At 47.8% G+C, this 23,146-nt stretch carries 27 protein-coding genes and 2 tRNA genes; 25 read left to right on the forward strand and 4 right to left on the reverse strand.

What is annotated here, in order from left to right:
- Nucleotides 1–60 precede the first annotated feature (60 nt).
- The 3 genes from B8987_RS13040 (at nucleotide 61) to B8987_RS13050 (ending at nucleotide 1,638) form a co-directional block, all read left to right on the forward strand.
- Nucleotides 61–351 carry a hypothetical protein gene (locus tag B8987_RS13040; protein WP_020373742.1) on the forward strand — a complete coding sequence of 97 codons (291 nt, stop codon included), beginning with the start codon at nucleotides 61–63 and terminating at the stop codon, nucleotides 349–351.
- A 15-nt stretch (nucleotides 352–366) separates the two neighbouring features.
- Nucleotides 367–1,149 carry a hypothetical protein gene (locus B8987_RS19420; protein WP_020373743.1) on the forward strand — a complete coding sequence of 261 codons (783 nt, stop codon included), beginning with the start codon at nucleotides 367–369 and terminating at the stop codon, nucleotides 1,147–1,149.
- A gap of 291 nt (nucleotides 1,150–1,440) precedes the next feature.
- Nucleotides 1,441–1,638: an aspartyl-phosphate phosphatase Spo0E family protein gene (locus B8987_RS13050; RefSeq protein ID WP_020373744.1), complete on the forward strand. Its 198-nt coding sequence runs from the start codon at nucleotides 1,441–1,443 to the stop codon at nucleotides 1,636–1,638.
- 280 nt (nucleotides 1,639–1,918) lie between these two features.
- Here the strand turns inward: B8987_RS13050 and B8987_RS13055 are convergent, their stop codons facing one another.
- Nucleotides 1,919–2,575 carry an AAA family ATPase gene (locus B8987_RS13055; protein WP_242823930.1) on the reverse strand — a complete coding sequence of 219 codons (657 nt, stop codon included), beginning with the start codon at nucleotides 2,573–2,575 and terminating at the stop codon, nucleotides 1,919–1,921.
- A gap of 291 nt (nucleotides 2,576–2,866) precedes the next feature.
- On the opposite strand from B8987_RS13055, the gene B8987_RS13060 reads away from it, so the two are divergent.
- The 10 genes from B8987_RS13060 to B8987_RS13105 all read left to right on the forward strand — a co-directional run bounded on the left by B8987_RS13060 (nucleotide 2,867) and on the right by B8987_RS13105 (nucleotide 11,272).
- Nucleotides 2,867–3,394, forward strand: a complete 528-nt coding sequence (locus B8987_RS13060) for a GNAT family N-acetyltransferase (RefSeq protein WP_157782325.1) — start codon at nucleotides 2,867–2,869, stop codon at nucleotides 3,392–3,394.
- Entirely contained in the window at nucleotides 3,391–4,041 is a 651-nt protein-coding gene (locus tag B8987_RS20040) for a GNAT family N-acetyltransferase (protein WP_020373747.1), read from the forward strand. Before B8987_RS13060 ends, B8987_RS20040 begins: the two co-directional genes overlap by 4 nt.
- A gap of 220 nt (nucleotides 4,042–4,261) precedes the next feature.
- The gene (locus B8987_RS13070; RefSeq protein ID WP_020373748.1) at nucleotides 4,262–5,161 is read left to right on the forward strand and encodes an ABC transporter ATP-binding protein; all 900 of its coding nucleotides are present in this window, start codon (nucleotides 4,262–4,264) and stop codon (nucleotides 5,159–5,161) included.
- Nucleotides 5,158–5,901 carry an ABC transporter permease gene (locus tag B8987_RS13075; RefSeq protein WP_020373749.1) on the forward strand — a complete coding sequence of 248 codons (744 nt, stop codon included), beginning with the start codon at nucleotides 5,158–5,160 and terminating at the stop codon, nucleotides 5,899–5,901. The genes B8987_RS13070 and B8987_RS13075 overlap by 4 nt, the downstream gene beginning before the upstream one ends.
- A 381-nt stretch (nucleotides 5,902–6,282) precedes the next feature.
- Entirely contained in the window at nucleotides 6,283–6,771 is a 489-nt protein-coding gene (locus B8987_RS13080) for a 2'-5' RNA ligase family protein (protein ID WP_157782326.1), read from the forward strand.
- Nucleotides 6,772–7,165: 394 nt separating this feature from the next.
- Complete coding sequence (locus B8987_RS13085; RefSeq protein WP_084661665.1) at nucleotides 7,166–8,113, forward strand: PepSY domain-containing protein; 948 nt, start codon at nucleotides 7,166–7,168, stop codon at nucleotides 8,111–8,113.
- A 97-nt stretch (nucleotides 8,114–8,210) separates the two neighbouring features.
- The gene (locus tag B8987_RS13090) at nucleotides 8,211–8,753 is read left to right on the forward strand and encodes a hypothetical protein (RefSeq protein WP_139793558.1); all 543 of its coding nucleotides are present in this window, start codon (nucleotides 8,211–8,213) and stop codon (nucleotides 8,751–8,753) included.
- 15 nt (nucleotides 8,754–8,768) lie between these two features.
- Nucleotides 8,769–9,440: a response regulator transcription factor gene (locus tag B8987_RS13095; protein WP_020373753.1), complete on the forward strand. Its 672-nt coding sequence runs from the start codon at nucleotides 8,769–8,771 to the stop codon at nucleotides 9,438–9,440.
- Complete coding sequence (locus tag B8987_RS13100) at nucleotides 9,433–10,827, forward strand: sensor histidine kinase (protein ID WP_084661666.1); 1,395 nt, start codon at nucleotides 9,433–9,435, stop codon at nucleotides 10,825–10,827. The genes B8987_RS13095 and B8987_RS13100 overlap by 8 nt, the downstream gene beginning before the upstream one ends.
- 360 nt (nucleotides 10,828–11,187) lie before the next feature.
- A tRNA-Leu gene (locus B8987_RS13105) sits at nucleotides 11,188–11,272 on the forward strand.
- Nucleotides 11,273–11,468: 196 nt separating this feature from the next.
- Here B8987_RS13105 and B8987_RS13115 read toward each other — a convergent pair.
- The gene (locus tag B8987_RS13115) at nucleotides 11,469–12,092 is read right to left on the reverse strand and encodes a hypothetical protein (RefSeq protein WP_139793559.1); all 624 of its coding nucleotides are present in this window, start codon (nucleotides 12,090–12,092) and stop codon (nucleotides 11,469–11,471) included.
- A gap of 477 nt (nucleotides 12,093–12,569) precedes the next feature.
- Nucleotides 12,570–12,656 (reverse strand) — tRNA-Leu (locus B8987_RS13120).
- A 100-nt stretch (nucleotides 12,657–12,756) separates the two neighbouring features.
- Here B8987_RS13120 and B8987_RS13125 point away from each other — a divergent pair.
- The 12 genes from B8987_RS13125 (at nucleotide 12,757) to dapB (ending at nucleotide 22,892) form a co-directional block, all read left to right on the forward strand.
- Nucleotides 12,757–13,167 carry a cytochrome c maturation protein CcmE gene (locus B8987_RS13125; RefSeq protein ID WP_026040526.1) on the forward strand — a complete coding sequence of 137 codons (411 nt, stop codon included), beginning with the start codon at nucleotides 12,757–12,759 and terminating at the stop codon, nucleotides 13,165–13,167.
- Nucleotides 13,168–13,193: 26 nt separating this feature from the next.
- Entirely contained in the window at nucleotides 13,194–15,218 is a 2,025-nt protein-coding gene (locus B8987_RS13130) for a heme lyase CcmF/NrfE family subunit (protein ID WP_242823931.1), read from the forward strand.
- Between the two features lie 193 nt (nucleotides 15,219–15,411).
- Entirely contained in the window at nucleotides 15,412–16,233 is an 822-nt protein-coding gene (locus tag B8987_RS13135; protein WP_084661667.1) for a hypothetical protein, read from the forward strand.
- A complete protein-coding gene (gene ccmA / locus B8987_RS13140) occupies nucleotides 16,230–16,970 on the forward strand; it encodes a heme ABC exporter ATP-binding protein CcmA (RefSeq protein ID WP_020373760.1) in 741 nt (246 codons plus the stop codon). The genes B8987_RS13135 and ccmA overlap by 4 nt, the downstream gene beginning before the upstream one ends.
- Nucleotides 16,930–17,640: a heme exporter protein CcmB gene (locus B8987_RS13145; RefSeq protein WP_051005369.1), complete on the forward strand. Its 711-nt coding sequence runs from the start codon at nucleotides 16,930–16,932 to the stop codon at nucleotides 17,638–17,640. The genes ccmA and B8987_RS13145 overlap by 41 nt, the downstream gene beginning before the upstream one ends.
- 1 nt (nucleotide 17,641) lies before the next feature.
- The gene (locus B8987_RS13150; protein ID WP_020373762.1) at nucleotides 17,642–18,352 is read left to right on the forward strand and encodes a cytochrome c biogenesis protein; all 711 of its coding nucleotides are present in this window, start codon (nucleotides 17,642–17,644) and stop codon (nucleotides 18,350–18,352) included.
- Nucleotides 18,353–18,430: 78 nt separating this feature from the next.
- Nucleotides 18,431–18,655, forward strand: a complete 225-nt coding sequence (locus tag B8987_RS13155) for a hypothetical protein (RefSeq protein ID WP_020373763.1) — start codon at nucleotides 18,431–18,433, stop codon at nucleotides 18,653–18,655.
- A gap of 132 nt (nucleotides 18,656–18,787) precedes the next feature.
- A complete protein-coding gene (locus B8987_RS13160) occupies nucleotides 18,788–19,462 on the forward strand; it encodes a hypothetical protein (protein WP_026040527.1) in 675 nt (224 codons plus the stop codon).
- Between the two features lie 152 nt (nucleotides 19,463–19,614).
- A complete protein-coding gene (locus tag B8987_RS13165) occupies nucleotides 19,615–20,019 on the forward strand; it encodes a cobalamin B12-binding domain-containing protein (RefSeq protein WP_020373765.1) in 405 nt (134 codons plus the stop codon).
- Nucleotides 20,006–20,965 (forward strand): methylmalonyl Co-A mutase-associated GTPase MeaB, encoded by a 960-nt coding sequence (gene meaB, locus B8987_RS13170; protein WP_020373766.1) that lies wholly within the window; start codon nucleotides 20,006–20,008, stop codon nucleotides 20,963–20,965. The genes B8987_RS13165 and meaB overlap by 14 nt, the downstream gene beginning before the upstream one ends.
- A 5-nt stretch (nucleotides 20,966–20,970) precedes the next feature.
- Nucleotides 20,971–22,134 (forward strand): acyl-CoA dehydrogenase family protein, encoded by a 1,164-nt coding sequence (locus tag B8987_RS13175; protein ID WP_020373767.1) that lies wholly within the window; start codon nucleotides 20,971–20,973, stop codon nucleotides 22,132–22,134.
- 8 nt (nucleotides 22,135–22,142) lie between these two features.
- On the forward strand, nucleotides 22,143–22,892 hold the full coding sequence (gene dapB / locus B8987_RS13180; RefSeq protein WP_020373768.1) for a 4-hydroxy-tetrahydrodipicolinate reductase: 750 nt from the start codon (nucleotides 22,143–22,145) through the stop codon (nucleotides 22,890–22,892).
- Here the strand turns inward: dapB and B8987_RS13185 are convergent.
- On the reverse strand, nucleotides 22,876–23,046 hold the full coding sequence (locus B8987_RS13185; protein WP_020373769.1) for a small, acid-soluble spore protein, alpha/beta type: 171 nt from the start codon (nucleotides 23,044–23,046) through the stop codon (nucleotides 22,876–22,878). The two genes, dapB and B8987_RS13185, sit on opposite strands and share 17 nt — an antisense overlap.
- Between the last annotated feature and the right edge of the window lie 100 nt (nucleotides 23,047–23,146).

Raw genomic sequence — 23,146 nt, forward strand, 5'->3', positions numbered from 1 at the left:
GCTGTCGAATTTAGTCACCTATGAGCAAGATGCTTCAAATAGATGATAAGGAGATAGCCTATGGTGCGATTCAAGTGGTTGGGGGGCGGAATGATGGTGTTGTCCCTAATCTTGAGTGGATGTGGTTCCGCCTTCAGTAGCCAGGCGCACCCCGCCACACAAGCCCCTAAAGTACCTTCTGCCCAGGCATCTGGAGAACAGCATGCGGTACATATTGTGGTACAAAAGACACAAGGTCATTTAACCGTGCGGCTTTCGACATCTCATGCAGTGCCCGCAACAGAATCCGAAAAATTACAGAGTGCGGTGAATCAACTAAATCAGTTGCTTGAGCAGTTACAAAATCCTTAAGTTGGGGTGAGATTTATGAAAATAACTCCTTTAGCCGCGGCCTTGGCGGTATCGCTCATCGCCACCGTACCGGCGATGGCTGCGGGTCATAGTTCGAGAAATAGTCCGACTCACACGTCTTATGGTGCGCCTTCCCAAACGGCGACGACAATGTCTAGCCATAGCAATATGCCGTCATCAAGCCCATCCGGAGTACCCGGAAGCCAGGGTTCATCGACGCCGTCTAATGATTCCTCACGGTCTTCGCCGCCGTCCTCGCATGGACAAGGGTCGCCACCTTCGTCAAATCGACCAAGTCAAGCGTCCTCTCTACCGAGTCAAGCGACATCGCTGCCGAGTCAGGCTCAACAACATGCTGCTATGTCGTCCCCACAGCGAGGACCATCTCAAGCCGTGCTAGCCGATGTTAAAGAAATGCGAACGCTACAAGATAAAATTCAAAGCGCACGCCAAAATTACGTGGCAGCCATTGGGGCGTATGTTAAGGTGTTGTCAGGAGATTTAGCGGGAGGAAAAACGTCCATTCAGACGGCCTTAACCCAACTCCAAAGCATTAACACGACCCTCGCCCAAACGGTCAAAAGCGAGAAAACGGCCCAAAGTGCGTCGGCATCTGTCGGTTCTCACTCAAGCTCTCAGACCCTCTCCCAAGTGATCGCCTTGTTTCAAGCCGAATTGACGGCCTTGACGCAAGCGACAACACAAGTCCAGTCGTTAACGGCAAGTTTGAGCGCCGGAACGTCATCAACTAGTCCCAGTGCCGCCATGAGTCCCAGCCCAGCAACCAGTCCCTCATAGAATCCGGTCGAAAACATCTGAGAACAAGACGTTTCCTACATTTAGGGAGCGTCTTGTGTTTGTCATCTCCTGTTGAAACTGATGACGAACATTCTCTTATCGGTTAGTAATGGTTGTTCAACGGGTAGGGGCTCGTCACGTTCGGGATGAAAGCCATGGAGAAAGTATTTTCATAGGGTATTGAGGTTGAAATGAGGTTAAAATCCCGACATCTTGTCGTGGCCAAGCATCAATTGACAAATTTCTCCATAAGGCTGCGGTACAATTTGAAAATAAGGAGGAAGAAAATCTGTGACAGCAACTGAATGCCAGCAAATTTTGCGGCGAATTGCAGCTCTTCGACAACAATTATTGGACGTCGCATCAGATTCTGACATGTTGACGGACCCGCAAGTGCTTGCGTGTTCACAAGCCTTAGACCGGGTGATTGAGGAATGGTATATGAAGTCGTCTTATGACTGTGAAAGACAGATACGCTTATCATCATAAACTAGACGCGGTGATTCTCACCAAGAAATAAACCGTGTCGATGAGGCGGGATGAGACGTACAAGAATTTTCGTGAATATTATTGGAAATGTTCTATTCTCATAGAAACTTGGACGAAATGGCGTGGGATGTAGGGCGGTTGTTCGAATCCTTACTAAGATTTGTCAATGAGTGCGAGGAGCAGACTATGCCATAGGAGTTTGATGTCAACAGCGAAGCAAACTGAGCCTTGGGGTTTTAGTGCAATGACGCTTGAGACGGCAAGATATTGCTCCGTATGGTTAGTCTTTATTTTCTTTGAACAATTCTTCAAGAATGCGCTCGCGATGCGTTAAAAACTCTTTGGTGACGATGAAATGATCCGTGTCTTCGTAGCGAATCGGAGCAAGGGGAGCTTGATCAAAATTGAAGATCGTGGCATGAGGATAGCCTAATAGGATGGGAGAATGCGTGGCAATAATGAACTGCGATCGTCCTGAGTGTTCATGATCCCAAAGAATTCGCAATAGGGCCAGTTGTCTTGCCGGTGATAAAGCGGCTTCCGGTTCGTCGAGCAGATATAGAGCCCGTTTACGCCCTTGAAAGCGGTGGGTAAACAGGGATAGAAATGATTCGCCGTGGGATTGGTGATGAAGGGATTTGCCGCCATAGGCTTCATAGACATTGCTGCTCCTGTCCTCTTCGGCTATGGTATCAATATAGGAAGAAAAATTGAAAAAACTTTCGGCGCGCAAAAAGAACCCGTTGGTAACTTTGGGCAACCATGACAGGCGGATGTATTGATGTAAGGACGATTCGGTGTTGGCGGTCGAAAAATTATGATTACGGTTTCCTCCTTCGGGATTAAATCCAGCGCCCTGAGCAATAGCCTCAAGAAGCGTCGATTTGCCCGAGCCATTTTCGCCGACGAAGAATGTCACAGCGGTTCGAAAAGAGATAACGGATCAACCTTGAAACGCCAAAAGATTAAACGGATAGGTATCCGCCTCTTGCGGCCAGTTCTGAAATTGTACTTCTCGTAAAAACATGCATGCTCCGCCTTTCATCGGGACTGTGGGCTTGGCTCTTAGTCGAGAAAAAAGCATCATGGATTACAATATTAAATCTGGCATAAGGCATGAGAGGGTTTTTGTCAACAAAACCTTCACAAGAATGTTGTTACCTGGATGTTTTATTCTATGGCGAGACCAAGGTGTTTTTTTGAAATAGGTGGGATGCTTTGAGTGCCGATGAGTCTTGACGAAGTATTAACCCATGACATCGATACCCTTCACTTATTATATCAATGGGAGGTAGCGGAACCCGAGCAAGAACAGTACACGTGTCGGCCCGTTCGCCCAGTCGCTGATTGCTCAACCTTTTTGCGCATGCTGCGTCAACGATTAGAAAACCGTTCTCTTAGAATATTTGTGGCGAGGGATTGGCCAACGGGAAACATGCTAGGAAAAATTGTGGTATTTGATTATAATCCCCGGAACAAAAGTGCCGAATTTGGGTACTACCTTCCCCCGGAACATCGGGGAAAGGGCCTTGGACAAAACATGGTGGCGACTTTTTTGTCATACATGTTTTCTGACCCTGTGTGGTCGTTAAACAAACTCTATGCAACCACGGCTTCGGGTAATCAACCTTCTGTGCGTTTATTGCAACACTTGGGCTTCCATTTGGATGGTGTGATGCGAGAACATTATTGGTTTCCATCGGGTTTTCAAGATCAATGGCACTTCTTGTTACTTAAACGGGAATGGAGAATATGAAATTTTCTACTAAACAGTCGTGGGTGACCATGTCAGAAACCAAAAAGTTTGGAGTGGGTGCATTTCGTCTACATAGCTTCCGTTTCGAGAAGGATAACAAGACAGTTTTTCCCTGCACGATTGCGAGCCATCAAGGACCGGGAAAGCGCTGCGATGTCATAACGGCATTTATTAGATCGTTGTGGCTCAATGAAACGGAGGAACAAATCTTGGAATATCAGGAATATGCTCATGTTTTTCCCGATCCTCACACATATCAGGCGATGTGCTGGCTACACGAAAATATTTTCCAGCAAGATGCGTCATTTATTAAACAGGTATTATCGTCACGACCGTTTTTGATTCTGATTGCCGTCGATTACGATAACGTGGTGGGCTACAAAATTGGCTATCAAGATCGCCCACGCCGTTTTTATAGTTGGTTTGGAGGGGTTGATCCGACTTATCGTGGTCGGGGAATCGCTTCGGAATTGATGCGTCGCCAACATCTGTGGTGTCGACAGAACGGTTATCAAACGGTGCGCACATATACCAAAAATAAATGGCGTGACATGTTAATTCTCAATTTGCGGCATGGTTTTGATGTGATTGGTACATATACCGATAGTCAAGGCGAGCCTAAAATCATTCTTGAGAAACGACTCTAGCAATATTTATTGGCTCTGTTCTCGTAGGGCTAATTGCTTCGTGTTTAGGGCGTAATCCATAGTGCTTTCTTGCCGCTCTTGATATGACGAAAGTCACCTCTCTTCAGGACTTTTGATTCTCGGCTGTCGCTTCTTTTTATGGCATTCTAACTTTAGGGTCTTGAAGATGAACATCGTCTTCCCGATGGCAGTGAATCTGAGATAGAGGTGACTCCTTAACGTGACGCCTGTGGTCGTGCTTGAGCATGTTCAGAAAACTTTTGGTTCTCACCTTGCCGTTTCTGATCTGTCATTAACCATTGATCGAGGTGAGTCCATCGCTATCCTGGGGCCTAATGGGGCCGGTAAAACCACGACCATTGGAATGATGTTAGGCTTGCAAAAGCCGTCATCCGGACGCGTTTGGCTTTTAGGGGGCAACCCTTCTGATCCAAAGCGGCATATCGATATTGGCGTGGTGCTACAAAATGTCAGTGTTCCGGATCGTCTGACTGTAAAGGAATGCTTGAACCTTTTTCGCCAATTTTATCCTCACCCACGGCCTTTGGAAGACCTGCTAGCCATGGCGGGACTAGAAGATGATGCCCGAAAAATGGCTCAATCATTATCGGGAGGGAAAGTGCGACGTCTTCAGTTTGCCCTCGCCATGACAGGAAATCCAGATGTGCTATTTTTAGACGAACCGACCGTTGGCATGGATGTGGGATCCAAACGGAAATTTTGGGACGCTTTGCAGACATACGTCAAGGAAGGCAAAACCTTGATTTTGACGACGCATGATCTCCATGAAGCCGATGCCATGACCAACCGGGTTGTGGTCATGAATCATGGTGCGGTCATTGCCGATGGAACACCCGAAGCCATCAAAAAGGAATTTGCCGGGCGTCAAGTGAGTTTTGTTCCTGGCAATGGGATCGATCTCACACCCATCACACAGTGGCCGGAAGTCGTTGATGTGCACGTGGCGGGCCGAAGAACCGTGGTGGTTACCAAGGATTCCGATACCACCTTGAGACGGCTGATTGAGGGGCACTGGGATATTCGGGACATCATGGTTGGCGGTGGAGGACTCGAAGAAGCCTTTGTCCGCTTAACTCAACTGAAGGGGGATTCGATATGAAACCCTTATTAGCGCAATGGAAAGCCGAAATCTTAAGGACAGTGCGCGATCGCCGGTTTTTTATGCTAACCCTCCTTATGCCCATCGGCTTTTATCTCATTTTCATTAGTGAAGAAAAAGGCACTTTGGCGATTGCGGGAACCACATGGAATGCGTATTTCATGGTATCCATGGCAACCTTCGGGGTAGTGGGATCTTCTGTTAATACCTTAGGGGTTCGTTTAGCCGCTGAACGCAAAAGCGGTTGGGTCAGGTGGCTGAGAACCACACCGTTATCGCCCGTGGCCTATGCGCTAGCTAAAATTTTTACGCAATTGACGATATCTTTGGGGATTGTGGTTGCGATTTTTCTGGTTGCACATTTCGACCAAAAAGTGAGTTTACCATTGGTCAGGTGGCTGGAAATTGCTGCGTGGTTATGGATTGGTTCGATTCCTTTTGCGGCGTTAGGAGTTCTCATAGGCTTAGCCGGTAATGCTGCTCAAGTCTTGGGAACGTTAGTGTATTTAAGTCTCAGCCTTCTAGGTGGTCTATGGACTCCGGTTCAAGCTCTTCCTAAAAGCATGCAAGAGCTTGCGCGTTATATGCCGACGTATCGTTTTGCACATCCTGCCTGGGATATGCTAAGCGGACGACCGCTCCATCTCTCAGATATCGGGATTTTGATCTTATACACGCTGTTTTTTGTATTGACAGCTGCGATCATCCAAAAGCAATTAGACGTGCGGACAGAGGCATAACGCATTGGGCAGACAGGTCCCTGACGTGTTACGGAATTTGGAAGAGGCGCTATTGAGACCGCGAAGCCTGATCCACATCGTTATTCGAACGGATTTAAGACATTGGGAACCTTTCCCAAGTGTCCTGCCTTCCGGAAGTTAGCCGGAAATGTATGAAACGGCATAACCTTAAGAAGCAGGAGAACGTGGCAAAGTGCGGTATGCCATTTGCAATAGAATTACCGAATCTGTTTGTGTTTGATAACAACGTCGTTTCTCATGAGCTGATTTTATCGATTTTTCTAAGGCTATAGACACTCTCCTCGGCTGCTAGCTCTGGTGATCGTGTCTGCCACTTCTGATAATGCTCTTTGTGGTTTAGCATGAATGGGGCACTCAGTGGTGTTTGCGATCGAGGTGTATTTTAATAAAGAGCCCGAACAAAGTATTCGGGATTTGTGGATTTCCATTGAGGAAATGCATCCCTTGACCTCTCTCAATGCTATCGAGGGCGCTAGGCCTCATATTTCTCTGGCGGTGTGCGATGTAAAAACGCCACACAACGTAAAGCAGGTTCTCCTTCGCCAACGCAATCTGGCTCCCTTTCCGATTCGGTTTGACGCGGTGGGATGCTTTCCCACGACAGGCACTTTATTTTTATCACCGGTGATGAGTACGCCACTATGGCTGATTCACGAGGACATTGCTTGGACTTTAAGTCAGAGTGGAATCGAGCTGTTACCCTATTATCGTCCTCAGCAGTGGACGTCTCATTGTTCGCTGGGTCTCAACTTATATGGCACGAATATGACGACAGCGTTCGAACGAATCGCCCAAATATTTGTATCGCTATCGGGGAAAGTTACTGAAATAGGCATAATTGAAGCATAAAGAACAACGACACGTTAAAAGTTTGGAAATCCTTCGTGAGAAATTATAAGGCTTTATCTTGATAGACAGTGAAGGTTTATTACTTGCCACCGAATCATCGAAGAAGACCACCCATAGCGCCGCCAGAATATTGTCATTCGATAGCTCCCCGGATATCCCCCTTGACGTAGGACTGCTAGGGCGTGAACTAGATGAGAAGAAAGCTGTAACCCGTGAACGGGGTAGTATCATGCTGCCCTTGTTAGCAGCCATTTCAGGAATAAATTGCTGAGAACGTAGGGATTTTGTCATTGTTCGATCATCTTTCTGCAATAACGTAAAGATAGTGGCCATCAGTGATGACGAGTTGTCAGAGGCCGAATGATGAACAAACTCATTTGCATAGGAGGGAAAGATGATGAAACAAATCTGGGTGGGAGTCATAGCCGCAACGGGTGTTCTCTCTCTTTCTTTGGCGAGCCCCCCCAAAATTGTACCGAGCGTAGCCTTGACTTCCCATGGGTCTTCGACGTTCACGGCGACATCCTACCGAATGTCACAGCTTCAAGCTGAAAAAGCCGCGATGGCTCGCGTAGGAGGGGGGAAAATTATCCATATTTCGAATGATACCTATCTTGGGCAAAGTGTGTACGATATTCATGTGCTATTCCACCATATTGTTTATGATGTGAAAATAGTTCAAATGACCGGTCAAGTGATCGAAATAAAGCGGGCGTCAGAACAACCCGGAATCGTTTCGTCCACCCCGCTTACAAAGAGTTCGTCATCAGGGGCGGTTTCCGCAGCATCTTCAGGCATCTCCATGAGTCAAGCCGAACGCTTAGCTCTGAAGGCCGTAGGCGGCGGTGTAGTGGTCCACATTTCTCCCGATCATTTCCATAACGCCCTGGTATTTGATATCCATGTTAAAAACTTCAATCAAATGTGGGATGTCAAGATTAACCCATTCACAGGTAGGGTGATTGAGAAGCGTCTTGCCACAGAAAATACGGTGGGTGAGACACACTCCGGTTCGTCCCGTTCCCAAGATCAGACACCTCAAACGTCCAAGTCTCAAGACACAATTGAATCGGAATCGAAATCGGTTCCCAGCGTGCCATCAGCAAGCGGAACCATTTCTTACGGGATAAAACTGAGGACTGTGCCCTCAGCTTACCAAAGTTATGTCACGGAGGCCTTGCACCAGGAAAACGGCACATTAAAATGGGTTAAATTCATCCACAAGGATAATGGCGACATCCAAGTCAATATCAAGATTCGCCGACATCCAGGCGGAAACATCAAAGTTAAAGATGTGTTCAATTCCTCTGGCCAATTAATTCGACAAACAGTTGAGCATTAAATGTCCAAATTCGTTTTACGTTAAACGAAAATGGAGGGAGAACCCTGTGGTTTTTTCTTCTCGATGATGTGGGATGATAACGAGGGATGCGGTATTAATGAGGCAAAGATCATGGTCGATAGCGGCATATACACTGGCGCTTTTAGGAGTATTGATGTTGCCCGGATTGGTTGCTCTTCATCAGATTCCTCAAGAAACTCCCTTAGCGCCAATCACGTTTGAGAAATCTTTGGAATCGGTACGGTCTTTATATCCTCATAGTCAAATTTTAACGGGTGTTCCAGATGTTTTGAATCATCAGCTCACCTATCGCTACCGTATCCGAACGCCAGGAGGACACTTGCGGCATGTCTATATTGCTACGGCAACCGGAAGAATTCTGGCTAATCAACCGTTAACCAATCCGTCATCGGCATCGTCCACAGCACAATATCCCACATCGCTTAAAGCCAAAGCTATTCAAATAGCGAGCCAAGCGGTCGGCGGAGGACAAGTCGCGACCGTGAGGACTATGAGCGAAGATCATGGAAAGACCTATATTGTGGAATTAATGTTAACCAATGGCCAATACGCTAAAATTCATGTGAACCCTCAGTTGTCCGAGATTTTGTCTGTACAGTTGGATACTGGAGATCATTAACCAGTGGAGGAAGAGATGCGGGTTTTGATCGTTGAAGACCATCGTGAGCTAGCCCGTTGGCTTCAAAACGAATTGAATCATGTTGGCTGGCAAAGTGACGTGGCCTATTCGGTAGAGAGTGCATCGACCATGGCACGTCACGGCTTTTATGACGTCATCCTCTTGGATATCATGCTTCCGGACGGCGATGGAATGACCTTGTGCCGCCAACTTCGTCATATCACGAAAGCCGCCATGATTATGGTCACCGCTCGAGATGATCTTCATGACCGGGTTCATGCATTAGATGATGGTGCGGATGATTATGTCACAAAACCTTTTGCGATTGAGGAACTTTTAGCAAGAATTCGGGCTGTTCTTCGACGAACACACGGGGACCCCGGGCCAGTGTTGGAATTTTACGATTTGCGTTTATGGCCAGAAGAACGTACCGTGTCACAAAATGGGGTGCTTTTGAGTCTAAGCCGACGCGAATTCGACTTGCTCCTCGTGTTTATGCAAAATCCCAACCGTGTACTATCCCGCGATCAATTATTGGAAAAAGCATGGGGCTATGATTTTTATGGCGAATCGAATGTGGTTGATGTCACCGTCAGACGACTTCGCGATCATCTTAGCCCAGAGGGGCATGTTATGATCACCACCGTCCGGGGCGTAGGATACATGCTGCGGGGGAGTCATGACTAAGCGATTTCGGCGCCCTACATGGCGAATATCGTGGGCGCTTATGATCGGCATTGGGGCGGCGGTCATTTTGGCGGGGCTCAGTTCAGGATGGTTTGTTTATTCTTTGGCCAAAAGCACTTTGATACGAGAAGGTATTCAGGAAATTGTTACCACCTCCAAAACCTCTGCGCTGAAGTTAATGGAAGAAAATCATCAACATCCCACGCGGGTTCCCGTTGAAGATTTGAATGATTTAGCCAGTGGTCATCTCTATTTCCTGTTATTAACCCCCCGTGGACGCTTCGTCGGATCCAGTGGCCCCATGCCGCCCGCTGTGCCCCAGCAAGGCTGGGTAAATGCTGGGGCATCGGGATGGTTTAACTTTGACGGAACTCCCTATGTGTTTGCCGATGCACCTTTGATATTAGATGGGCGTCACCGTGATCTCATTGTGGTCGATGGTCTTGCGCGAACGGCCTCGTTACTTTCTACGCTCCGCAAGGCTCTGGTTTTTGGAGAACTTCTTTTAGTTATTAGTAGCATATTAGCTGTCATTATCATTGTGCGCCGCGTCACGGACCCTCTTAGGTCTTTGGAGGAGGCAACCGAGACGGTGACCTTAAATCGCAAGACGGGTCAACATGTTGTTATTTCGTCGAACTTAACGGAGGTAGTCTCTTTGACGGAGTCATTCAACGGCATGCTTGATCGACTTCTCAAGGCCCAAGAACGCGAGCGACAATTTATCAGTAATGCTGCTCATTCTTTTCGAACCCCTATTCACATTATTCGTGGGTACATTCACACTTTAACACAATGGGCTCATCACGATCCTCAAAGCCGATCCGAGGCGCTAAAAGCGCTGGCCCGGGAGTCTCAGGCTATGGAAACCTTGGTGGATCGTCTTCTGCAGTTATCGCGGATGGAGCAAGATGATCCGCCTCCCTTGCATCCACTGGAAGTGCTGCCTTATCTCCAAAAAATTCTGCCAAATCTACGGGACACGTGCCTGCACCATCCATTAACGCTCGATCTGACCACGCAAGAGATACCGGATATTTTATCGGAACCCGATCTCCTCGAAGCCGTTTTGCGCATATTGGTCGAAAATGCCGACACTTATGCCGATGATAATACGGCGGTAACGTTGTTCGTGATCCCATTAATGGCAACTCGCCGCGTGCGCATTGGTGTTTTAAATCAAGGCCCTGAGATTTCTGAAGATACTCTTGCGCACCTCTTTGATCGTTTTTACCGGGCTGGACAACCTGCCTCGAGCCAACATTTTGGACTAGGACTCGCAATTGCTCATAATATTGTCATGCGAATCAAAGGGCAGTGGGTAATCGAAAGTGCCCTCCACCGCACGATCTTTGCTATTGACTTACCTATGTTCTTAAGCGAATAAGGCAAGGATAAAGGTTCAAAGGAAAAGAACCACCACTAATTTTTCATTGCTTCTATGAACACCCGTTGTGACGTTCGAAGTGCAGGGGATAACAAGACAGATGTTGCACCATATCAGCGAATAAAACTCGGGATATTAAAGATTGGTGAAGATATTTGGGAAGGACAAATCAATCATTTGACTCGACGGTTTACTAGAGTATGAAGGTATCCGACCCTGTCGATAATGACAAAGTCTCACGCTTCAATAAATGTGTCGTCGTTATTTCCGTAAAAAATGAAAAGTGCGACATATCTCCGGGTATTTGTCTCTGGAGAAAGTCTGTGATAAAATAAAAAAGCAGTTGACCTCGCGATATGTGTCGGGATGGCGGAACTGGCAGACGCTTACGTTTGAGGGGCGTATGGAGCAATCCGTGGGGGTTCGAGTCCCCCTCCCGACACCACAATTCAACTCTCTTCATTATGTAATGAGTCCAACCACATGATATCCCATAGTGACTTTTAGTAGCCATTGCATCTCTCGCCCATTCCTTGAAATTTTGATTTTTTTGATGGGTCCGGAGAGGGCACTGCATAGTTTTAAGAATACTCCTGTCATAAACATCATGTCTTCTATCTTTATAACTGGACGGATAAAATTCATTGAGCAACGGAAAACACAGCGATATTCATCATGGTGGGTTGTCCCGTTTGAGATGAAAGGACATCAATTAGGGCTGTATGCCATCCTTCCCCAATTGGAGCAAGCGCTTTACCAGATACAGTCCCTCCGGGTGGAATTCGTAACACAGGATTAAGTGAAGACGTTGTAGTGGGCGGCGTTGGCCATAACGAGGGCGTTAGGAGATCAAGTTGCTGAGTCGTAAGTCCACCCCACTCAATAATAGAACCTGTCGAGGTATTCACAGAAGTGGGTAGCATATCAAACTGTCCGGTAGGATTTGTATATTCAGGATTCGCTGTGTGATTTTGGACGGTGACAGCATTCAGCAAAGGTATCGCTACAGGTGTCAAGGTCGGATTGTGCATCATCACGGTAATCAAGACATCCTCTAAATGCAATGATGGCCAAGTCTCGACGATACGAGAATGTGTCACGGTCACTTGCAACTGCTTGAGAGCTTGGTCATCTAAAGTGCCCAGTGTTCCTTGAGCCAAATTTTGAGGAGTCGGAGGAGTAACATGGCGCCGAGCCCAGGCAATAAATGCGGCAATGACAGCCCCGGCAACCAATAAAAAGATCCAGCCATGGCGTTCATCCATCGATTTTCTGATGAACATGGTGGGGATGTGTTGGCCATGTTTGTCTATCCTTTCGAGAATAGGTGAATGATGACTATCCCTGGACCATAAAAAGTTGAAAAATTGCTTCCTGCTTATGCTGCTTTCTATGGGCAGTCCTAATTCATTGAACCGTATTTCATTACGATAGATTTCGATGGAATTTTATAAAATCCTTTCAACTTGGACCTTCAAAGAAGAAAAGGAAAAAGGGAAGAAAAATTAGATATCACTAGGGTGTGTCAAGAAAATTAAAGAAACCTGTTCTTGGTAAAGCCGAACATTGAAGAGAGGTTTTGCATTGAGTTTAGTCGTAACGGGCATATTGAATCGTTGTCAATATGACAGAGCAAGAGCAAATTTTAATAAGACGTTGATTTTAAAAAAATACCGACATCATTCTGTGCCGGATTATAGGGTTTTTAACTTGTCGTACGATTGTGTGTTCAAACATAATTGTGGTGCCGAAGGTGGGATTTGAACCCACACGAGCTATTGCTCACGGCGCCCTGAACACCGCGTGTCTGCCGATTCCACCACTTCGGCAACGTCCTCACTCTGACGTGCAAAAATTAGTGTATCATCTTCGTCTAAGTTGTGCAACATGAGGATTAAATACATGTTGTGAAATGGGTGACGGAACCAGTTGGCCACATCGAAAAAGCGTAAATTACAGGTAGGTAGTGCGGTGATTGCTTTATCACTCGGATATCTTCTTGTCCAAGGAGCCCATAATTTCTCCAATTACTTCCTCACCGTCAAACAATATGAAGATCATATTCGCCGCTTCTCCGAGCAAACAGTGCGCGTGCAAGGCACGTTGCAATCGACCAGTGTGAGTTACAATCCCAAAACCAGTACTTTGCGATTTGATTTGGTATCAAATGGCGCCAAATTGCCCATCCTATACCAAGGTCCGATGCCAACCGAACAATTCAAAAATGCGAGTGCCATTGTTAAAGGACATATGGAACCGGACGGCATCTTTAAGGCCCAAAAATTAGAAATTCAATGCCCCGATCATTACTCGGCTGCACCCACAGCGAGAAACCCGTAAAGGGAAGGTGACCTTGATCCGTGACGATGCCCGAATTGGGACGGTACGCGTTATTCTTAGCTGGCGGGAGTTCAATCTATATCCTGGTTATCGGCTCGTGGAACAGGCGGATTGGTAGTGCCCGGTTAACGGAAAGTATGCGGGGAGCGGTGCTCGCTTTGGCTTTGGCTCTCACCACCGCAGTACTCACTTTAGAATATTTGCTGGTAACGGGGAATTACACCATTCAAGCGGTCTATAATCATTCCGACCGTGCTTTGCCGCTGCTTTATAAAATAGGAGCATTGTGGGGAGGCAATTCTGGGTCGGTCTTGTTTTGGGCATGGATTTTGTCCTTATATACAGCCGTCGTGGCAGTGCGGGTGCGGTGGCAAGAGCCATTGACCTCCCTGTCGATTTTGTATTTATCGGGCCTGTTGCTGTTTTTTACGGGAATGTCTAATCTCGTCGTCAATCCATTTCGGATTCTTGGTGGCCACCCTAGGGATGGTGCTGGACTAGATCCCTTATTACAAAATGTGGTGATGAGTATTCATCCCCCTACGATGTATGTGGGATTGATTGGAATGGCTGTGCCCGCCGCGGTCATGATGGCGGCTTTATGGACGCGAACTCCCATGGAACAGTGGATAGGGATGGTCAGACGATGGACATTGTTCGCTTGGATGTTCTTATCGGCAGCTATTGTTCTCGGAGGCATGTGGGCCTATATGGAACTCGGGTGGGGAGGCTACTGGGAATGGGATCCTGTAGAAAATGCCTCCTTGATGCCATGGCTTTTGGCCACAGCCTTTTTGCATTCGCTGCAAGCCCAGGAAAAACGGGGAATTCTTCGGGCATGGACAGCAGTATTGGCGGTGGGAAGTTTTCTTTTGACCCTCGTGGGAACCTATATTACCCGGAGTGGCATTTTGAAGAATTCGGTCCATTCATTTACGGGGACTGGGGTCGGTCCCTATTTCTTAGCCTTGTTAATCCTGATTGGATTGGCAACCCTCTTCATTCTTTGGTCACGGCAAGAGGAGCTTCAACAAGGATCCGTAGAGGATTCTTCGGATCTGACCTGGTCTAAAGAAATCATATATCGATTAGTCAACGTCCTTTTTAGCGCCATTGCCGTCATTGTCCTTTTCGGCACATTTTATCCGGTTCTGTCCCAAGCATTGACGGGAACCACAATTATTCTCACTCAAGAATATTTTAACCGGCTCACGGTGCCTCTTTTCTTAATACTAGCCGTTCTTTTAGGGGTAGCCCCCGCCACAGGTTGGAGGCGGACGCAACTTGTACGGTTTTGGCATCAAATGCGAAAACCGGTGGCTGTTGCGCTGGTGTTGGGGATTCTAGCCTATCTCAGTGGATTTCATGCCATGATGGCTTGGCTGGCCATGATGGTTGTGGGATTCGCTTCCACATCGATGATTCAAGAATTTGTTAGAGCGGCCAAGAACCGGCAAAAAGCGCAACATCTGGGATGGCACCGTTCTTTGGCACAAGCTATTAGCCATAATCGCCGACGCTACGGGGGATATTTAGCCCATATGGCTTTTTTGCTGATCATTTTTGGGGTGGCTGGATCCCACACCCATAATATCAAAGTCACGACCACTTTAAAGCCCCATCAACACCTGGTTCTCGGAGGGTATGACATTGCATACCAAGGGATGTCTCTCGCGACGGGACCAGGGTATCAGATGGTGCAGGCCAATTTATTGGTTCATTATCATGCTCGACAATTTCGCGAGCAGCCTGCGCTGGCTTTTTTTCCAGGATCGGCTGAGCCGGTGGCGAAGGTCGCCATTCATGGGGGATGGATGAAGGATTTATATTGTGTGTTTGAAGGAAGTCCTGGACACCAGGCAGCGATTTTGCACATCTTCATTAATCCATTTGTACGCTTTATCTGGACGGGAATGTACATCCTTATCGGCGCCACGTTGTTGTCTTTAGGAGGTCGAACCACTAAAGAGCGCAATATATCCCGGTCCCTTGTCGATGTTGCGGGGATTCGGGGGACGTCTTTGAGTGTGAAAGGACGGGATCCGTTTTAATGGTTACATTGTTAGGAGTCATGCTAACTATTGCCGTATTAACTCTCTTGGTTGTCCCTGCGTTAAGGCAGGAATCCTCAGACACGGCCTTCATAGAAAAAGTGCCAGCAAGCTATTGCCTAAAGTGTGGACAAAAACGCGGCGTATTTTACAGATCGTGCTCTCATGGCGGAAAGGACAGCACACGAAGATCATGAAAAAATTTGGATGGGTGCTGATGGCAGGCATGATAGCAGTGGGAACTCCCGCCGGGGTTTTGGCTAAGAGCTTGCCCGAACCGGTGGTGATGGAAATGGTCATGATGTTGCCCATTCAGCATCACTTAGCGATTTACGAACAATGGGTGTTTTCACATCCGCCCCACGGGGTGATACTGGGCATTTTGCCAGATGCAACGCATTTACGTGCCATAGGGGGCCATATTGACTCAAAAGATGCTCATGACGTTATCATCACAGCCCCAGTGAACTCGTGTGCTGTTCGGTATCAAGTGCCTTGGAATGAGCATTCGGGTGCTTACACGCTTCCGAGTTATGAGAGCACTGGTGTGGTGGTCCTGTTAGTTCCACCGTCCTTAGCCATGCCGGCGGTATTAAATCCGTCGTTGGCATTTAACGGGCAAGGGCGTATTCCTCTTCCTAAGATGATGGCTGCGAGTCCTGTCTTTAATGAGTATGTCACCTCCCATCTTATGGCGGGATCGGCGTTGCCCTTAATTGTGGAACAGGCTAACAACCTCGTATCCCCTTCGTCAACTCGCTTTGCCGGGCATCTTTATCCCGGCATAGGTCAAGGCTTTCAAATCGCTATGGTTTTGTTGTCAGCCACCGCGATCCTTATGGCCTTTTCTTGGCGCAAGCTCTTTGGACTGAGCAGTAATTCCTGGTCACATGACATGTTGGCTAAAAATGCGAGCTTTCATCAAGGTTTAGTGGATGACTTCACTTTACAACAGGACATTACGCACATACCAACTCACAAAGGCTCACATCAGGAAGGACCGGACAAGGTATGACACAAGCGCCAGGATGGGTTATACAAGCCGAGCATGTAGGAAGAATGATGGCTGGTAAAGCCGTTCTTCAAGATGTCTCTTTTAGTTTGGCAAGAGGCAAATGTTTGGGGATCATGGGACCTAATGGGGCAGGGAAAACGACGTTGTTAAATGTTTTAAGTGGACTATGGCCTCTGTCGTGGGGAACTTTGAGGCGTTTTGGTTCAGACGTTGGGAAATCATATCAGAGTGATCCGCGAATTGGATATTTAGGACATCACTCAATGCTTTATCCTGATCTAACCGCCCGCGAAAATTTGCTGTTCCAAGCACGGTTGTGGGGATTATCTCATCCCACAAAGCAGGTGGATGACGTGTTGGAACAGGTGAGGTTATCGTGGTTTGCCCATGAAATGGTGCGGACCTATTCCCGCGGAATGAAACAGCGTCTTCAGATGGCGCGCCTGTTGTTAATTCAACCGGAGCTACTGTTATTGGATGAACCGTATACGGGACTCGACTTGGCTGGTCGGACTCTGTTTGAAAGAATTCTTACCCAGCGCAAAAGAGACGGTGCGGCCATCATCTTGATTTCGCATCAAATGGATGATGTCCTCCCATTGGCAGACGCCATAGTCATTTTAGCGCGTGGTCAATTTGTGTGGTGGTCTTCTGTCCATTCTCAGTCACAAAACGATCCCCATTTCTTCAACACCTATGCAAAGTGGGTCTCAGACGAGGTGCATCGATATCCGTAAATTTTTTGCTATTGTGCACAAAGATTTGTTATTCGAGTGGCGCACAAAGGATTGGTGGCTGGGGATGGTCACCTTTGTCCTGATGGTGCTTTTGGTGTTTGCGTTTGCGTTGGATTCCTTGAACCAGGTATTTCGGCAGATATTTCCGGGTATGTTATGGATAACATTCCTGTTTGCGGGAATATTAGGGATCAACAAGGCCTTTCAGCGGGAAGAAGCGGAAGACACCTTAACGGGTTTGTTTTTAGCGCCAGGAGATCGATTGGCTGTGTATGCAGCTAAAATGACGGTGGCATTCCTCTTCATGTTGGTTACTGAGCTCGTCAGTGTTCCGGCCTTTTTTATCCTATTTAATTTTAATTTTAATGCAGGTTTCGCGGTGCATGTGGGAGGCTTTCTCGTCACATTGGTACTCGGAGCGTTAGGTTTGGTGGAGATTTCCACATTATTGGCGGCGATCAGTATTCACGTGAAAAATGGTGACATACTGTTAAGCTTGTTCGTCATACCCTTGGAAATTCCTGTCTTAATAATGGCGGTTCAAGCCACCGCCGGGGTGCTGATGCCAAGCCCACCTCACGTGAGTTTGTGGATTCACGGACTCATAGCCTATGATCTCATTTTTCTGGCCGTAGGACTTATGCTCTCGGATTACCTGTGGGAGGTGTGAGATGGTGCCATTACGAAAACAGCTGGTGACAAAGTACGCCGTTATCCTGGTCCTGCCTCTGTTTGTCGCAGCGCTCTATGCCGATTTGATTTGGAGCCCAGATGACCGAGTGCTTGGAGCGAGCCAGCGAATTTTCTATTTCCATATGGGTGCGGCGGTGGTAGCGGCGCTAGCTTTTACCCTCACCTTTGGCGCCAGTCTCGGATATCTCTTGATTAAAGATCTTCGTTGGGATCATATGGCGGCGGCTTCCGCCGAAATCGGAACCGTTTTCACGGCCATGGTTTTGTTCAGCGGTATTTTGTGGGGAAAAGCGGCCTGGGGCGTATGGTGGACATGGGATCCTAGACTCACTTCGACCCTTATCCTCTGGGTGCTGTTTGCGGGCTATTTATTGTTGCGGGAATGGTCAGAGGATCTGGGTAAGCGGGCTACTTATTCGGCAGTGTTAGCCATTGTCGCTTATATCGATGTTCCTATTGACTATATGGCCGTGCGCTGGTGGCGTTCGGTACATCCTGTTGTCATTACGACCCAAGGGATCCATATGGCCCCTAAGATGGTCGACGCGATGCTATTGTCTATGGTCGCCATGATGGCGATTTTTGTGATTTGGATGGTTATTCGTATGCGTTTATTAGATGCCGAATGGCGCTTACGGCAAATTTATCAGAGAAGACATCAGGTGTTGGAAGATCCCCCTTCATCATGATGACGCCAGTTTACAGCTAGGGGATTTTTACTGTGTTGTGTAAGGAGATATTAAGGAGATATTAGGGAGGGAAAAAATATGGTGATGACCCCAATAGAAAAAATGTATCTGTGGTTTATGTTCGCGGCTTACACGGGATTATTCCTGATGATGTTTGGATTTATGGCCAAAATGTTACGAAAAACACAGCAGTTATTGACCGAGGTCAAGCGCCTAGAAGATCAATGGGCAGGGATGGATTCAACAATTAGGACGAATGTCCCCCCTGCAGTTGCGCCAAATGTCCCTGGTCCTGAACTCTAAATTGATCTATAACAAAATCACACGTTGATTTCGTGCTATAACTAAATTGGCATGATGATTTATCGGTTATTGCGTTGAGGATAGTCACGGGAGTCATTTTACGAACTTTTTAGGAAAGAAGGCATGTTATTTATGGTGGAGGGATTATTCTTCGCCGCGGCCTTATTGGCGGCTTTATTTGCACTGGCCTTATTGCAACGGTACCGGGAGCGCCGGGCTCCGTTTTACTTGTGGTGGGCTATTTCCTTCGGCCTTTATACCGTCGCCTATCTTGCTGAGGCGACAACGGTTCGTAGCCAATGGACGGTATTCGCATACCAACTCTATGTGATTGCCTCGGCAACGTTAGTCGGTGCTATGTCTGTGGGCACAACCTATTTGGCGTTTTCAAAGCGGGTCGGGAGAATTTATGCCGCGCTGATTGTCCTGTTAGCCGGGGTATTGACGATTTCTGTATTTTCTACACCACCAGTAATCCATGGTTCATGGCTCGCGTTGAACGGTGGGAAAGGGGGCATTGTGGGATTAACCCAAGTCGTTTATATCATTATGGCCTCAGTCGGCGGGACGATAGTGTTGGTTGGGGCGTTATGGTCATGGTGGAAAACCCGGCGCTATTATAACTTGTTGATTGCCGCTGGCGCTTTAGCTGCGGGAGTGGGCGGGACACTGGCCTCGCAAGGTGTGGCCTTAAGTATTTTGCCCGTGATGAACATTGTGGGTTTGGTCTTGATCTTTTTAGGGTACGTTTATTCTCGGTCGTCTCAGCAAGGACGGTCTTCGACAAAGGTTGCCAAAGGCGCCTAACAATCTTTCTGATTTGCCTGAGAAGAAGTCATTTTATTGTCTTCTTCTCTTTTTTTATGGGGAAGATGGTAAACTGGTTATGACCTAAAAGCGTGAGCACATCCGGATGGATACCATATACTGTCAGTACCAAATGATGAGGAGTGAATCTCATGATTCGCGTTTTAGTGGCCAAGCCCGGACTGGATGGTCATGACCGAGGTGCCAAAGTGATAGCACGCGCCTTGCGGGATGCCGGGATGGAAGTCATTTACACCGGCCTTCATCAAACGCCCGATCAAATTGTGGATGCCGCGATCTCCGAAGATGTAGATGTCTTGGCCATTTCCATTTTATCTGGGGCCCATCCTACACTGGTACCTCGAATCACGAGTTTATTGCGCGAAAATGGCGTGGACGATATGCTTGTGCTTCTTGGGGGCATTATTCCCGATGATGATATTCCTTTGATGTTGGAGGCCGGAGTACACCAAGTGTTTGGGCCCGGAACGGACACAGGGGATATTGTGGAATATATCAGGCAATATGTAGGAGAACGCTCTAATGGACCTAAATAGTTTATATGAAGGCATTATCGCGGGGAACCGGCGTGCTCTGGCTCGCGGCTTGTCGTGGATTGATGAGGGGAGTGTGCGTGGTAAGGAGTTAGCTCACCGGTTGTTCGCGCATACGGGTCATGCCCGCATTATTGGGATCACGGGAGCTCCTGGAGTCGGCAAGTCAACATTAGTCAATGCGCTCGCCCTAGAACTCAGAAAACGTCAAAATACTGTGGGCATTCTCGCGGTTGATCCTTCGAGCCCCTATAGTGGTGGGGCCATCTTGGGAGACCGCATTCGCATGCAGGAATCGGTAGACGATAAGGGTGTATACATGCGGTCTTTGGCAAGCCGGGGACATGTTGGCGGATTGTCACGAGCGGCATTTGGAGCGATCAATCTCTTAGATGCTGCCGGATTTGATACCATTTTGGTGGAGACGGTGGGAGCCGGGCAAGCTGAGGTGGACATCATGCGTTATGCCCAAACTGTCTTGGTGGTCTTGGCTCCTGGACTTGGTGATGATATCCAAGCCATTAAAGCGGGAATTTTAGAAATTGGCAATGTGTTTGTTGTCAACAAATCTGATCGTGATGGGGCGGAACTCACCGTGCGGTCGCTCAAAGGATTACTGAGCTTAAGTGGGGAAGCTTCCCCATGGACCGTGCCGATCATCAAAACCCAAGCAGATCGTTTTGTTGGGATCAAGGAATTGATTGAGGCCATTGATCAACACCAAGTCTACCTGCGTGAACATAATCTATTAGATAACCTCCGTTACCAACAAGCGGAACACATACTCAAGCAATCTCTCGAAGACATTATGGTGGCGGTCCAGTCTGAGATGGAGCATCAGGGCATATGGCGCCAATCCGTGCTGGACATCTTGTCAGGAGAAGATTCTACGAGGAAAGCCAAAACATTGTTGACCCAGTGGCTAAAGACCAGCGCACAAGGAGAGTAAGACAAATGGCTTTGAGTATCTTAAATGAAGAAGAGAACGCCATACGCGATGCCATCTTCGAGCTTGTGCAAGGAACCATTGCCAAACGCTCGCAAGAATTTGATCAAAAGGCCATTTTTCCCCGTGAAAACATGGAACTACTTGGCCGACAAGGCTATTTGGGGATGATTGTGGATCCGAAATGGGGAGGAGCAGGTGCCAGCTACCTCGCACAAACACTGGTGGTCGAAGCGATCGCCGCAGCTGATCCTGCTACCGCTGTTATTTATGAAGTACATAATTCTTTGCATATCGAAGGAATCTGGCGTTTTGGGACGGAGGAACAAAAATCACGCTATCTCCCCGGCTTATGTCAAGGGGAAAGTATTGGGGCTTTTGCTATTACCGAAGCCGAGTCGGGATCTAATGCAGCAAGTATGCAAACGCGGGCCGTGCGCTTGGCGGATGGCTATCACTTAACGGGCCGGAAGATGTTCATCACTAGTGGAGGAGAAGCGGATCGTTATATTGTTTTCGCGACGCTCGATCCGGCGCTGAAAGAAAAGGGCATCACAGCATTTATTGTGCCGAAAACGGCCAAAGGACTACGTTTTGGACCTCCCGAAGATAAATTGGGAATCCGGGCGTCGAGAACCTCAGAAATGATCTTGGATGATGTTGTCGTTCCAGTGGAGGATCGTCTCGGCGAAGAAGGGCAAGGCTATTATATCGCGTTGTACCTTTTAGACGGGGGGCGAATTGGAATCGCGGCGCAAAGCGTGGGGATTATGACCACGGCTTTAGAGCGTTCCTTAGCGTATGCACGCCAGCGCAAACAATTTGGTCAGGCGATTGGCCAATTTGAAGGAATTCAATGGCGGCTAGCCGATATGGCGACGGATTTGCATGCGGCCCGCTTGATGACCTATGAGGCTGCCAGACGCCGCGAAGAGGGCCCAGCGCAGCGTCCGTTGTTCGCGATGGCAAAATTGTTTGCTTCAGAAAAAGCGGTGCAGCATGCCGCCGACGCCATTCAAATTTTTGGTGGATATGGTTATATGCGAGAATACGGGGTAGAACGTCTCTTGCGTGATGCGAAAGTGACAGAAATTTATGAGGGCACTTCAGAAATCATGCGATTAGTCATTGCGAGCCGACTCTTAAAAGAATATGACTTAGGCAACATTTAGGGGGATTTATGACGACATCAATTCCAGTAGTATTAGCCGGAGCAAGCGGGAAAACTGGCCGCGAAGTCGGAAAAGCCATTTATCATGCGGATGATATGAACCTTATTGGAGCAATTGCTCAACGTCATGCGGGAAGCATGCTTACGGATCTGTGGGCAGAACCTGTACCGATAGTGGTCAAGGAATCCCTGGCCCAGATTCAGGATCCCTATGCTGTATTAGTGGATTTTACGGAACATCAATCGTCCTATCAGCGGATCTGTGAAGCCGTATCTCGAGGGTGGGACATTGTGGTGGGAACGACCGGGTTTACCTCCGAAGAACGGGAATCGATTACTCAGCTGGTGGCCCGTTATCAGGTTGGAGCGGTCTTGATTGCCAATTTTTCCTTGGGCGCATGGGTGATGGAGCAGTTGGCTAAACAAGCTAGCCAGTACTTTAAAAAGGCCGAGGTTTTGGAAGCGCATGCCGACACCAAAAAAGATAAGCCGTCAGGGACCGCAAAACGAATGGCCCAGTTATTAGCAGATTCCTGGGACACTCCGGTCGATGCCATCCCTGTGCATGCCTTGCGCCTGCCAGGAATGGTCGCCCATCAAGCGGTGGTGTTTGGAGCTAGCGGTCAAATATTGACGTTACGACATGATGTCCATGACCGCAGTGCTTATGCCGCCGGCGTCTTAGCCGCTATTCGCAAAGTGCGAAGTTTTTCCGGGCACGTTGTACAGGACTTTGGGAGGATTATGGATCCCGATTAGTTTTGTCGGCTTGTTCGGCAATGCGGCGTGCGGTATCACGAAATTGCTCGCGCATGGGTTGGCGATTAATGCGCAGTTCTTTAAGGATTTCCTCGCGCAACTTGTCTAATGCTTGCGACGCTTCCGGGACGAGTAATTTTTTTCGTGGGGACATGTGAATCCTCCTTGATTAATAGTAGAAATAGTGTGTCACACGGGCTATGATATAATGAATGCGAGAATGGTTATCGTATTTCCAGTTTATGGATAAGAGG

The sequence above is a fragment of the Sulfobacillus thermosulfidooxidans DSM 9293 genome (genome assembly GCF_900176145.1).
Lineage (GTDB): Bacteria > Bacillota > Sulfobacillia > Sulfobacillales > Sulfobacillaceae > Sulfobacillus > Sulfobacillus thermosulfidooxidans.

What these genes read in the sequence shown, in the direction of transcription:
- B8987_RS13040 (WP_020373742.1), top strand. Translation starts at nt 61, where the DNA reads ATGGTGCGATTCAAGTGGTTGGGGGGCGGAATGATGGTGTTGTCCCTA.
- B8987_RS19420 (WP_020373743.1), top strand. Translation starts at nt 367, where the DNA reads ATGAAAATAACTCCTTTAGCCGCGGCCTTGGCGGTATCGCTCATCGCC.
- B8987_RS13060 (WP_157782325.1), top strand. Translation starts at nt 2,867, where the DNA reads ATGAGTCTTGACGAAGTATTAACCCATGACATCGATACCCTTCACTTA.
- B8987_RS20040 (WP_020373747.1), top strand. Translation starts at nt 3,391, where the DNA reads ATGAAATTTTCTACTAAACAGTCGTGGGTGACCATGTCAGAAACCAAA.
- B8987_RS13075 (WP_020373749.1), top strand. Translation starts at nt 5,158, where the DNA reads ATGAAACCCTTATTAGCGCAATGGAAAGCCGAAATCTTAAGGACAGTG.
- B8987_RS13085 (WP_084661665.1), top strand. Translation starts at nt 7,166, where the DNA reads ATGATGAAACAAATCTGGGTGGGAGTCATAGCCGCAACGGGTGTTCTC.
- B8987_RS13090 (WP_139793558.1), top strand. Translation starts at nt 8,211, where the DNA reads ATGAGGCAAAGATCATGGTCGATAGCGGCATATACACTGGCGCTTTTA.
- B8987_RS13095 (WP_020373753.1), top strand. Translation starts at nt 8,769, where the DNA reads ATGCGGGTTTTGATCGTTGAAGACCATCGTGAGCTAGCCCGTTGGCTT.
- B8987_RS13100 (WP_084661666.1), top strand. Translation starts at nt 9,433, where the DNA reads ATGACTAAGCGATTTCGGCGCCCTACATGGCGAATATCGTGGGCGCTT.
- B8987_RS13115 (WP_139793559.1), bottom strand. Translation starts at nt 12,092, where the DNA reads ATGGATGAACGCCATGGCTGGATCTTTTTATTGGTTGCCGGGGCTGTC.
- B8987_RS13130 (WP_242823931.1), top strand. Translation starts at nt 13,194, where the DNA reads ATGCCCGAATTGGGACGGTACGCGTTATTCTTAGCTGGCGGGAGTTCA.
- B8987_RS13135 (WP_084661667.1), top strand. Translation starts at nt 15,412, where the DNA reads ATGAAAAAATTTGGATGGGTGCTGATGGCAGGCATGATAGCAGTGGGA.
- ccmA (WP_020373760.1), top strand. Translation starts at nt 16,230, where the DNA reads ATGACACAAGCGCCAGGATGGGTTATACAAGCCGAGCATGTAGGAAGA.
- B8987_RS13145 (WP_051005369.1), top strand. Translation starts at nt 16,930, where the DNA reads ATGCAAAGTGGGTCTCAGACGAGGTGCATCGATATCCGTAAATTTTTT.
- B8987_RS13150 (WP_020373762.1), top strand. Translation starts at nt 17,642, where the DNA reads ATGGTGCCATTACGAAAACAGCTGGTGACAAAGTACGCCGTTATCCTG.
- B8987_RS13155 (WP_020373763.1), top strand. Translation starts at nt 18,431, where the DNA reads ATGGTGATGACCCCAATAGAAAAAATGTATCTGTGGTTTATGTTCGCG.
- B8987_RS13160 (WP_026040527.1), top strand. Translation starts at nt 18,788, where the DNA reads ATGGTGGAGGGATTATTCTTCGCCGCGGCCTTATTGGCGGCTTTATTT.
- B8987_RS13165 (WP_020373765.1), top strand. Translation starts at nt 19,615, where the DNA reads ATGATTCGCGTTTTAGTGGCCAAGCCCGGACTGGATGGTCATGACCGA.
- meaB (WP_020373766.1), top strand. Translation starts at nt 20,006, where the DNA reads ATGGACCTAAATAGTTTATATGAAGGCATTATCGCGGGGAACCGGCGT.
- B8987_RS13175 (WP_020373767.1), top strand. Translation starts at nt 20,971, where the DNA reads ATGGCTTTGAGTATCTTAAATGAAGAAGAGAACGCCATACGCGATGCC.
- dapB (WP_020373768.1), top strand. Translation starts at nt 22,143, where the DNA reads ATGACGACATCAATTCCAGTAGTATTAGCCGGAGCAAGCGGGAAAACT.
- B8987_RS13185 (WP_020373769.1), bottom strand. Translation starts at nt 23,046, where the DNA reads ATGTCCCCACGAAAAAAATTACTCGTCCCGGAAGCGTCGCAAGCATTA.